The organism is Cupriavidus sp. FW305-26, from assembly GCF_058787975.1.
This window is the reverse complement of record NZ_JBYTAH010000124.1, coordinates 1-10,958: the sequence shown is the minus strand read 5'-3', so window position 1 is coordinate 10,958 and position 10,958 is coordinate 1. Positions and strand designations below refer to the sequence as shown.

The following is a 10,958-nucleotide window of genomic DNA, read 5'->3' as shown; positions in this document are numbered from 1 at the left end:
TCCAAGATAACAGTGGTGGGCTTGTTGGCCCTTTTTGTTTCTAAACGGTCACGCAGATCGGCGATGAACCAAAAAAAAGCGCATGCCCTAAGGCATGCGCCGTTCTTGCCGGAAGGCTTCGGTGTCGTCAGACCACGATGGTCTGCGCCTCGCCCTCGGCGCGTTCGCGGATCTCACCGATCTGCCACACGGCCTCGCCGGCCGCTTGCAGGTGGCGGATGGCGCGTTCAGCGTCTTCCTTGGCCACGATCACGACCATGCCGATGCCGCAGTTGAACACGCGGTGCATTTCGTCGTCGGCCACGCGGCCCTGCGCCTGCAGCCACTGGAACAGCGGCGGCAGCGTCCAGGCATCGCGCTTGAGCACGGCGGTGACGTCCTGCGCCAGCACGCGCGGCACATTCTCGGTCAGGCCGCCGCCGGTGATATGGGCCATGCCCTTGACCGGCAGGGTTTCGATCAGCGACAGCAGCGGCTTCACGTAGATGCGCGTCGGCGCCATGATCGCGTCCTGCAGGCGCTGGCCGTGGAAGTCGGCGTTCAGGTCCGGCCTGGCCACTTCGATGATCTTGCGCACCAGCGAGTAACCGTTGGAGTGCGCGCCCGACGAAGCCAGGCCCAGCACCACGTCGCCCGGGGTGATGGTGCTGCCGTCGATGATCTTCTTCTTTTCGACCGCACCGACGGCAAAGCCGGCCAGGTCGTATTCGCCGTCCGGGTACATGCTGGGCATTTCGGCGGTTTCGCCGCCGATCAGGGCGCAGCCGGCCAGTTCGCAACCGCGGGCGATGCCCTGGATCACGGTGGCGGCGGTGTCCACGTCCAGCTTGCCGCAGGCGAAGTAGTCGAGGAAGAACAACGGCTCGGCACCCTGCACCAGGATGTCGTTGACGCTCATGGCGACCAGGTCCTGGCCGACGGTGTCATGGCGGTTGAGCTGGAACGCAAGCTTGAGCTTGGTGCCCACGCCGTCGGTGCCCGATACCAGCACCGGCTCCTGGAACTTCTTCGACAGTTCGAACAGCGCACCGAACCCGCCGATGCCCGCCATCACGCCTTCGCGCATGGTGCGCTTGGCAAACGGCTTGATGCGGTCGACCAGTGCGTCGCCGGCATCGATATCAACACCGGCGTCGCGGTAGGAAAGGCCTGCCTGGCCGGCGGTCGGGGATGCGCTCATGGGAACCTGCTTGTCCTGGAGGAAATAAAGTGAGGAATCCGGCGCTCGGGCCACCGCGGCTTCCGTTGCTTGGCATCGGAACGCGGGCGCGAGTCCAGTAGAATTGCAATTTTAACGGATAGAGGCCCCCCGCTTCCAGTTTCCGGCGAGATTCCGCCGCAAACGGCGCAGTCGCCCGTCCTTCCCAACTATTGATGAATGCCCCGCTGTTGAACCAAGAGGCCAAGCGTATCCTGCTCTGGGTCGTCGTGGCCGTCGCGCTGTTCGCCGCCATCATCGCGCTGGCGCCGGTGCTGACGCCGTTCCTGTTCGCGTTCATCTTCGCCTATGTCCTGAACCCGGGCGTGGACTGGCTGCAGCGCCGCCGGGTGCCGCGCGCAGTCGGCGTGACGCTGATGATCCTGCTGCTGACGGTGATCTGCGTGATGCTGGTACTGCTGGCAATCGCGGTGCTGCAACGCGAGATCCCGCAGATCCGCGAACAGCTGCCGATCCTGCTGAAGAAGCTCAACTCCGTGGTCTCGCCCCGGCTGGCGGAGTTCGGCGTGCGCATCCGCTTTGACTTCCCGGGCCTGCGCAACATGCTGTCGGACCGCTTCTCCGCCAGCCCGGAAGACCTGCTGGTGGTGTTGCTGAACTACGTCAAGATGTCGGGCTCGGCGCTGATCACGGTGGCCGGCATCGTCTTTATCGTGCCCATCGTCATGTTCTACCTGATGATGGACTGGCACATGGTGATGCGCCGCATCGAGGGCGTGGTGCCGCGCCGCTGGGTGCCCAAGGTGCGCGAACTGACCAACGAGACCGACGCGCTGCTGTCGCAATACCTGCGCGGCCAGATCCTGGTGATGGTGATCCTGGCGGCGATCTACTCGATCGGTCTGACCATCGCCGGCTTCGATATCGGCGTGCCGGTCGGGGTCTTCACGGGACTGGCGGTGTTTATCCCGTATATTGGCTTTGGTGTCGGGCTGGTCATGGCGATCCTGGCCGCGCTGCTGCAGTTCGGCAACTGGTACGGGCTGGCCGCGGTGGCGGTGGTCTACGGCTTCGGCCAGTTTATCGAGAGCTTTTACCTGACCCCGCGCCTGGTGGGCGAACGCATCGGCCTGCACCCGCTGGTGGTGATCTTCGCGCTGCTCGCCTTCGGCCAGCTGTTCGGCTTCTTCGGCGTGCTGCTGGCGCTGCCGACTTGTGCCGTGCTGCTGGTCGGTGCGCGGCAGCTGCGGCGGGTTTACCTGGCCAGCGACCTGTACCGAAAATAACGGCTGCCCCACTGCTGCCCACACCCGCAAGTTAGCCATACGTCATGTCCCCGCGTCCCAAGCAACTGTCGCTCGAGCTGGGCAGCCCGCCGCCTTCGACCTTCGAGAATTTCGTGGTGGCATCCAACCGCGAAGCGGTGCAGCGCCTGCGCGAACTGCCCGCCGCGCTCGCCCAGGAGCACGCCAGCGACCGGCTGGTCTACCTGTGGGGCGAGGTCGGCTGCGGCCGTACCCACCTGCTGCACGCGCTATGTGAGGCCGGGCCGCAGCACGGCATCCGCAGCCGCTACCTGAGCCCACACCACCCGCTGTCGGACTTCCTGTTCGACCCGTGGTGCCAGCTCTACACCGTCGATGACGTCGAGCTGCTGGATGAAGCGCGCCAGATCGCGGTGTTTTCGCTCTACAACGAGGTGCGCGCCCACGTGCGCACCGCGCTGGTGGTGGCCGGCGGCCTGGCCCCGCGCGCGATGCCGGTGCGCGAAGACCTGCGCACGCGCCTGGGCTGGGGCCTGGTGTACCAGGTCGCGCCGCTGTCGGACGACGACAAGAAGGCCGTTGTGCTGCATGCGGCACGCGAGCGCGGCCTGCAGCTGTCGCCGGAGATCACGCACTGGCTGGTGACGCGGCATTACCGCGACATGCCAAGCCTGATGGCGCTGCTGGACGCGCTCGACACCTACTCGCTGGAACGCAAGCGGCCGGTGACGCTGCCGCTGCTGCGTGAAATGTTTGCTGAATTCCGGGATTAGCGCCGGATCGGCGCCCATACCGCACCCAATGCGGCCCCGGCGCCTGCCTGCCTGCCCGCCCGACCTCTCGCCTTAAGGTAAAATCGCCGCCCATGAATCTGGCACTCTTTGACCTCGACCACACCCTGATCCCGACCGACAGCGACCATGAATGGGGCCGCTTCCTGGTCCGCCTGGGCGTCGTCGACGAGGAAACCTACCGGCAGAAGAACGACGAGTTCTACGGCCACTACAAAGCCGGCACCCTCGATATCCAGGCCTTCCTGCGCTTTGCGCTGGCGCCGCTGGCGGCCAACCCGCGCGACCGGCTCGATGCCATGCGGGTGCGCTTCATGCACGAGGTGATCGACCCGGTGATCACGCCGCAGGCGCGCGCGCTGGTCTACAAGCACCTGGAAGCCGGCGACCTGTGCGCCGTGGTGACCGCCACCAACAGCTTTGTCACCGCGCCGATCGCCGCGGCCTTCGGCATCAAGCACCTGATCGCCACCGAGCCCGCCACCATCGACGGCAAGCCGGAAAGCCAGTTCACCGGCGAGGTCCACGGCGTGCCCAGTTTCCGCGAAGGCAAGATCACCCGCGTCGAATCCTGGCTCAGGAGCCAGGGCGCGCAGTGGGACCACTTCGAAACTACCACCTTCTACAGCGACTCGGCCAACGACCTGCCCTTGCTGGAAAAAGTCTCCGAGCCGATCGCCACCAACCCGGACGATCGCCTGCGCCACCACGCCGCCGCGGCCGGCTGGCGCATCATGGATCTGTTCTGACGTGATCAAGAAGCTCATTACCCGGCTGCTGGGCAAACCCAGCCCCAAGCTGCGCCGCACCGGCCGCGCCCATACGCCGCGCATCGTCGGCGCCGACGAACACCAGATCGACCCCGCGCTGCTGTCGCGCAATGCCGTCAAGGTCACCTCCACGCTGCAGCAGGCCGGCTACCAGGCCTACATCGTGGGCGGCGCGGTGCGCGACCTGCTGCTCGGCATCAAGCCCAAGGATTTTGACGTCGCGACCAACGCCACGCCCGACCAGGTGCAGGCGCTGTTCCGGCGCTCGCGCATCATCGGCAGGCGCTTCCAGATCGTGCACGTGACCTTCTACGGCGGGCGCGAGCAGGAAATCATCGAGGTCTCGACCTTCCGCGCGCTGGTCGACGCCATCGCCAGCGAAACGCTGCCCGAAGGCCGCCGCCTCAAGCGCGCCGAGCTCGACAGCAAGACCCATGCGATCGATGCCTCGGGCCGGGTGCTGCGCGACAACGTGTGGGGCTCGCAGGCCGAAGACGCGGAACGCCGCGACTTCACCATCAACGCGATGTACTACGACCCGGCCGCGCAGACCGTGCATGACTACCATCACGGCATGGAAGACATCCGCGCGCGCACGCTGCGCATGATCGGCGACCCGGTCACGCGCTACCGCGAAGACCCGATCCGGATGCTGCGCGTGGTGCGCTTCGCCGCCAAGACCGGCTTCGACATCGACGAGGCCACGCGCCACCCGATCGCCGGCCTGGCGTCGCTGATCCACAACGTGCCCAGCGCGCGCCTGTTCGACGAGATGCTCAAGCTGCTGATGTCCGGCCACGCCTGGGCCTCGCTGCAGGAGCTGCGCAAGGCCGGCCTGCACCAGGGCCTGCTGCCGCTGCTGGACGTGGCGCTGGAGCAGCCCATGGGCCAGCGCTTCGTGCAGCTGGCGCTGGACAACACCGACCGCCGCGTGCAGGCCGGCAAGCCGGTCTCGCCGGGCTTCCTGTTCGCCGCGCTGCTGTGGCACCACGTGCTGCAGCGCTGGACCAGGCTGCGCGAGGAGGGCGAGCACGCCATCGCCGCGCTGAACACCGCCATGGACATGGTGCTGGAAAAGCAGACCGGCCAGCTGGCGATCCAGCGCCGCTTTGTCACCGACATGCGCGATATCTGGGGCATGCAGCCGCGCTTTGAAAAGCGCGTGGGCCGCATGCCGTTCCGGCTGCTGGAGTCGCCGCGCTTCCGTGCCGGCTTCGACTTCCTGCACCTGCGCTGCCAGTCGGGCGAGCTGCCCGAGGAACTGGCCGCCTGGTGGCAGGACTTCCAGGACGCCGACCCGGGCGAGCGCGAGGACCTGATCGACGCGGTACGCAGCGCGCGCGGCCCTGGTGGTCAAGGCGGTCATGGCAGTCAGGGTGGCCAGGGCGCCGAGGGCGAAGGCCCGGCACGCAAGAAGCGCCGCCGGCGCGGTCCGCGGAAATCGGATAAAGTGTCTTCCCGGAGCGACACGGACGCGGGCGAGGCAGCACATGCCGGCCCCGGCCAGCCGGAGGAAACCTAAATGACGCTTGCCTTCATCGGCATCGGGGCCAATCTTGGCGATGCCCGCCAGGCCATCAAGGACGCCATCGTGTGTCTGGCCCAGCAGGTCGGCATCACGGTGCTGGCGCGCTCATCGCTCTACCGCACCGCCCCGGTCGATGCCGGCGGCGACGACTACTACAACGCGGTGGTCAAGGTGCAGACCTCGTTCACCGCGGCGCAGCTCCTGCGCATCTGCCACCACATCGAAGACCAGTTCGGCCGCGAGCGGCCGTTCCGCAACGCGCCGCGCACGCTGGACCTGGACCTGCTGCTGTTCGGCGACGAGCAGCACGACCACGAGCACCTGACGGTGCCGCATCCGCGCCTGACCGAGCGCGCCTTCACGCTGGTGCCGCTGCTGGAGCTGGACGCCGCGCTGGCCATCCCCGGGCGCGGACGCGCCGCCGACTACCTGGCCGGCGTGGGCGCGCAGCGTATCGAGAAGGTGTCCACCTGCAAGTGCCTGCGCATGCAGGCCGCCGCTGGCGAGACCGGCGATGGCGGCAGCCCTGGCTGACCCCGCCCGGCTGCGCCCGCGGCGCAGCCTTCCACCCCACTGAAGCCCGGAACGCCATGCTCGATCACCTGCGCCGCATCGTCGTCGAAGGCCCCGTCGGATCCGGCAAGACCTCGCTGGCCCAGCGCCTGGCGCGCACGCTGCAGGCCCAGGAGCTGCCCGACAGCGCACGCCGCAGCCCCTTCCTCGAACCCTTCTACCGCGATCCCGCGCGCCATGCGCTGGCGCTGCAGCTGTGGTGCCTGACCCAGCGCGCGGTGCAGCTGCAGCAATGGCAGGCGGGGGTGCTGGCCGGACAGCGCATGGTCACCAATTTCCTGATGGCCAAGGACCGGCTGCACGCGGCGCTGACGCTGTCCGACGACGAACTGGCGCTCTACGACGCCATCGCCGCACGCCTTGACCTGCCGCCGCAGCGCGCCGACCTGGTGATCGTGCTGCAGGCCACCCCGTCGCTCCTGCGCGAGCGCATCGTGCGCCGCGGCGAGCCCGGCGAGGCCGGCATCGACGAACACTACCTGCAGCGCCTGGCCGGCGCCTACGGCGAATTGTTCCACCGGTACGACGACGCCCCGGTGATGGTGGTCGACACCGCCCACTTCAATCCGGTGGACAATGATGACGATTTCCGTACACTACTGTCGCGCATCGAAAACATGCGCGGCCGCAAGGCCTTTCTCAATCTCGCTGCGCCCTGACAGGCCACGCCTGCCAGACCCAACACAATAACGACGGCTGTCGTTGCCGTGCGGGCGGCCCTCCCGGCACCGGCAAAGCCGTCCTATATGGGCACTGCCATGAGCTACCTCCTCGATCCCTCCCGCAAGACCATCACGATTCCCAAACTGCAGGCGATGCGTGACGCCGGCGAGAAAATCGCCATGCTGACCGCGTACGACTCCAGCTTCGCCGCGCTGCTCGACTACTGCGGCGTGGAAATGATCCTGGTCGGCGATTCGCTGGGCAATGTGATGCAGGGCCAGCAGACCACGCTGCCGGTCACGCTGGAACAGATGGCCTACCACACCGAATGCGCGGCGCGCGGCAACCAGACCTCGCTGCTGCTGACGGACCTGCCGTTCGGCACCTATCCCACGCCTGAGGCCGCGTTTGCCAGCGCGGTCACGCTGATGAAGGCCGGCGCGCAGATGGTCAAGCTCGAAGGCGGCGACTGGCTGGCGCCCATCGTCAAGTTCCTGGTCGAGCGCAGCATCCCGGTATGCGCGCATATCGGCCTGACGCCGCAGTCGGTGCACGCGCTGGGCGGCTTCAAGGTGCAGGGCAAGACCAACGCCGGCGCGGCCCAGCTCAAGCGCGACGCGCTGGCGCTGCAGGCCGCCGGCGCGCAGGTGGTGCTGATGGAGGCGGTGCCCGCGGCGCTGGCCGGCGAGATCACGCAATCGCTGACGGTCCCCACCATCGGCATCGGCGCGGGCGCGGACTGCTCAGGCCAGGTGCTGGTGCTGCAGGACATGCTCAATGTCTACCCGGGCCGCAAGGCCAAGTTCGTGCGCAACTTCATGGACGGCCAGACCTCGATCGAGGCAGCCGTGCGCGCCTACGTGGCCGCCGTCAAGGACGGCAGCTTCCCCGCCGCCGAGCACACCTTCTCCGCCTGAGCCGGTGGAGATCGGCACCGCCACCGCCGACGCCTTCCGCCTGCTGGCCAGCGGCGACGCTGGCCTGTGGTTCATCGTCTGGACCTCGCTGATGGTGGCGGTGCTGGGACTGGCGCTGGCCACGGTGCCGGCGATCGCCGCGGCCTGGCTGATCGCCACCCGGCAGTTCCCGGGCCGGCGTGCGGTGGTGGTGGTGGCGCAGGCTTTCCTGTCGTTCCCGACCGTGCTGGTCGGGCTGGTCCTCTACCTGCTGCTGACGCGCCAGGGCCCGCTGGGCAGCCTGCACCTGCTGTTCACGCCGGCGGGCATGGTGCTGGGGCAGGCGGTGATCGGCTTCCCGGTGGTGCTGGCGTTTGCGCTGTCGACCCTGCAGGGCGCCGACGTGCGCCTGCGCGAGACCGCCTGGGTGCTGGGCGCAGGCCGCTGGCGCACCTTCCTGACCGTGATCCGCGAACTGCGCTTCGGGCTGATGGCGGCAGTGGTCGCCGGCTTCGGGCGCGTGATTGCCGAAGTCGGCTCGGCCCTGATGATCGGCGGCAATATCGAAGGCTCGACCCGCACCATCACCACGGCCATTGCGCTGGAAACCAGCAAGGGCGAGTTCGCCCAGGGCATTGCGCTGGGCATCGTGCTGGTGGCGCTGGCGCTGCTGGTCAATATCGGCATGGCCTGGCTGCAGGGTGCCGGAGGCTTCCGCCGATGACCCCCTCAGTTGCCCATGACCACAGCCCGCTGCTGACCGTGCGAGGGCTGGCGCGCACCATCGGCCTGCGCAAGCTCTTTGCCATCGACAGGCTGGTGATCCCGCGCGCCACCGCGATCGTGCTGACCGGCATGAACGGCGCCGGCAAGACCACGCTGCTGCGCATGCTGGCCGGGCTGGAGCCGGCACCCGGCGCCAGCGCGCAGTGGACCGACGCGCACGGCCAGGCGCACGACGCCCCCCTCTCCCCGCTGCCGCCGGCGTTGCGCCAGCGCATTGCCTACCTGCACCAGCATCCGTACCTGTTCCGCACCTCGGTGCGCGAGAACATCGCCTACGGCCTGCACGCACGCGGGATGCCGCGCGACGAGATCGCCCGCCGCGTGGGCGAGGCGCTGGGCTGGGCCGGCGTGTCGCACCTGCAGGACACCGCGCCCGAATACCTGTCAGGCGGCGAGATCCAGCGCGTGGCGCTGGCGCGCGCCAAGGTGCTGGAGCCGGAGTTGCTGCTGCTGGATGAGCCTACCTCGAGCCTGGACGGCCATGCGCGCGAACAGGTGATTGGGCTGGTCGGCGACCTGGCCGCCGAAGGCCGCACCGTGGTGATGATCTGCCACGACCGCGAGCTGATCAACCTGCCGGGCGTGGTGCGCTGGAAGCTGGGCGACGGCGTCCTGGACACGCACCACCCTTAGTCTTCAGGCTTACTGACTCAGCGTCGCCGGCATCGCGCCGCGCAAGGCGTTGACCAGGACGATGGCCTCGGCGCGCGCGAGCATCGCGCGCGTGATCACCGCTTCCGTCACCACTTCGCCGGGGGCGCCCAGGGCCGCCCCTCCCTCGTCCAGCGCCACCGCGCGCATCACGCCGGGCAGGATGTCAGCCGACAGCGGCGGCGTCAGCCAGCGGCCATCGATACGGACGAAGACCGAGCTGCGCCCGCCTTCCAGCAGCTCACCGCGCGTGTTGAAGAACAGCAGGTCAAAGCCACCGGCACGCTCGGCGGCCTGCCAGCCCGCATCGAACACTGCGCGCGCGCTGGTCTTGTGGCGGCGCAGCGGATCGGCGGCGGGTAGTGGCTCGGGGGCGATATCGATCCTGACCGGACCGGCCGGCATCGGTGCCACCGCGCCGCTGGCAAATGCGAGCGCGCCGCGCTTGTCCACGCTCATACGCAGGCGCCATGTCCCCGCGCCCAGCTGCGCTACCTGCGCGGCCACCGCGTTGCGTGCCGCATCGGCATCGAAAGCGAAGCCGAACGTATGTGCCGAAGCGCCAATGCGCGCAAGATGCCGCGCCAGGTAAAGGCACTCGCCGTCCTGCACGCGCATGGTTTCGAACAGCGTAAAACCGGGATCGTGCCGCGTCAGGAAACGCGCCTTCCAGCCGCATTCATCGAACTCCTCCGCCGCGACGCTGTCATGGACGATGCCGCCGCCCACGCCCATTTCACCCGCGCGCAGGCCGGTATCCGCGAGAGGCGCCAGTACCAGCGTGCGGATTGCCACCGACAGCGCGAACGGTCCCGCGGTGCCTTCGTCGGTTGGCACATCGATCCAGCCGATCGCCCCGGTGTACAGCCCGCGCGGCGTGCCTTCCAGTTCGGCAATGATCTGCATGGTGCGCCGCTTGGGCGCGCCGGTGATGGAGCCGCACGGGAACAGCGCCGCCATCAGCGCGCCAAAGCGCGTGCCGGGCCGCGCCGTCGCGGTGACGGTAGAGGTCATCTGCAGCACCGCGCCAAACGGCTGCACCGCAAAGCGCTCCGGCACCGCCACGCTGCCCGGCTGCGCGATGCGCCCCAGGTCGTTGCGCAGCAGGTCGACGATCATCACGTTCTCGGCGCGGTTCTTGGCATCGGCGGCCAGCGCGGCGGCGGCCTGCGCATCGCGCACGGCATCGCCCGAGCGCGGCGCGGTGCCCTTCATCGGCCGGGTCAGCAGGTGGCCCTGGCCGTCGTGGCGCACGAACAGCTCGGGCGACAGCGACAGCACCGTGGCACGATCCGGCAGGCTGGCCAGCACGCCATACGGCACCGGCTGCGCGGCGCGCAGCGCGGCATACAGCGCCACCGGGTCGCCAAAGGCATCGAAGTGCAGGCGCTGGGTGTAGTTGACCTGGTAGGTGTCGCCGGCTTCGATCCACTGGTGGATGCGGGCGATGGCATCGTCGAATGCCTCGCGGGAGGTATCGGAGGCCACGTCCATCAGGCCCGCCGGCCTGGGGTCGGCTTTCGCCTGCAGCCACGCCGTGACCGCCGCGGCATCGAGCCGGCGCAGGTTGCGGAACCACAGCAGGCGCAGCGCGCCGTCGTGGAACGGCATCGCGTTGCCGGTGTGCACCGGGGCATCGACCAGCGCGCCGCCGAATTCGTAGGGGGCAAACAGGGTGGCATGCCAGCCCTGGCGCCAGCCTTCGGCAAGCATGGTGTCGAGTTGCGCGATGTCGCTGCCGGCGGGCAAGACGTCTTCACGGATGAAGCCGGTGTAGAGGCGTGATGCGGCTTGCGCCGCCGGGGCCGTGGCGTCGTCGAGAAGGACGAAGACATCTCCTCCCCCTGGCTGGGTGCTCCCCTCGCCCGCTTGCGGG

The 10,958-nt window shown here is 68.5% G+C and carries 11 protein-coding genes; 9 read left to right on the top strand and 2 right to left on the bottom strand.

The annotated features are described in order from the left end of the window. Window positions 1-127: 127 nt before the first annotated feature. Entirely contained in the window at window positions 128-1,180 is a 1,053-nt protein-coding gene (purM, locus tag AC3WQZ_RS34660; RefSeq protein ID WP_011615979.1) for a phosphoribosylformylglycinamidine cyclo-ligase, read from the bottom strand. A gap of 194 nt (window positions 1,181-1,374) precedes the next feature. On the opposite strand from purM, the gene AC3WQZ_RS34655 reads away from it, so the two are divergent. The 9 genes from AC3WQZ_RS34655 (at window position 1,375) to AC3WQZ_RS34615 (ending at window position 9,064) form a co-directional block, all read left to right on the top strand. Then, window positions 1,375-2,445 carry an AI-2E family transporter gene (locus AC3WQZ_RS34655; protein ID WP_010815023.1) on the top strand — a complete coding sequence of 357 codons (1,071 nt, stop codon included), beginning with the start codon at window positions 1,375-1,377 and terminating at the stop codon, window positions 2,443-2,445. Window positions 2,446-2,489: 44 nt separating this feature from the next. Continuing rightward, on the top strand, window positions 2,490-3,197 hold the full coding sequence (gene hda / locus AC3WQZ_RS34650) for a DnaA regulatory inactivator Hda (RefSeq protein ID WP_058697801.1): 708 nt from the start codon (window positions 2,490-2,492) through the stop codon (window positions 3,195-3,197). Window positions 3,198-3,289: 92 nt separating this feature from the next. Beyond that, window positions 3,290-3,964 (top strand): histidinol-phosphatase, encoded by a 675-nt coding sequence (locus tag AC3WQZ_RS34645; RefSeq protein ID WP_058697802.1) that lies wholly within the window; start codon window positions 3,290-3,292, stop codon window positions 3,962-3,964. 1 nt (window position 3,965) lies between these two features. Then, window positions 3,966-5,507 (top strand): polynucleotide adenylyltransferase PcnB, encoded by a 1,542-nt coding sequence (gene pcnB / locus AC3WQZ_RS34640; protein WP_010815026.1) that lies wholly within the window; start codon window positions 3,966-3,968, stop codon window positions 5,505-5,507. Beyond that, complete coding sequence (gene folK, locus AC3WQZ_RS34635) at window positions 5,508-6,047, top strand: 2-amino-4-hydroxy-6-hydroxymethyldihydropteridine diphosphokinase (RefSeq protein ID WP_010815027.1); 540 nt, start codon at window positions 5,508-5,510, stop codon at window positions 6,045-6,047. It begins immediately after the preceding gene. A 56-nt stretch (window positions 6,048-6,103) separates the two neighbouring features. Then, window positions 6,104-6,745 (top strand): deoxynucleoside kinase, encoded by a 642-nt coding sequence (locus tag AC3WQZ_RS34630; RefSeq protein ID WP_010815028.1) that lies wholly within the window; start codon window positions 6,104-6,106, stop codon window positions 6,743-6,745. A gap of 99 nt (window positions 6,746-6,844) precedes the next feature. Continuing rightward, the gene (gene panB, locus AC3WQZ_RS34625) at window positions 6,845-7,666 is read left to right on the top strand and encodes a 3-methyl-2-oxobutanoate hydroxymethyltransferase (RefSeq protein ID WP_010815029.1); all 822 of its coding nucleotides are present in this window, start codon (window positions 6,845-6,847) and stop codon (window positions 7,664-7,666) included. Between the two features lie 4 nt (window positions 7,667-7,670). After that, window positions 7,671-8,369 (top strand): ABC transporter permease, encoded by a 699-nt coding sequence (locus AC3WQZ_RS34620; protein WP_010815030.1) that lies wholly within the window; start codon window positions 7,671-7,673, stop codon window positions 8,367-8,369. Beyond that, window positions 8,366-9,064 (top strand): ATP-binding cassette domain-containing protein, encoded by a 699-nt coding sequence (locus tag AC3WQZ_RS34615; protein ID WP_010815031.1) that lies wholly within the window; start codon window positions 8,366-8,368, stop codon window positions 9,062-9,064. The genes AC3WQZ_RS34620 and AC3WQZ_RS34615 overlap by 4 nt, the downstream gene beginning before the upstream one ends. A 9-nt stretch (window positions 9,065-9,073) precedes the next feature. Here the strand turns inward: AC3WQZ_RS34615 and pabB are convergent. Next, the coding region (gene pabB / locus AC3WQZ_RS34610) for an aminodeoxychorismate synthase component I (RefSeq protein ID WP_492302076.1) at window positions 9,074-10,958 on the bottom strand (1,885 nt) is incomplete at its 5' end.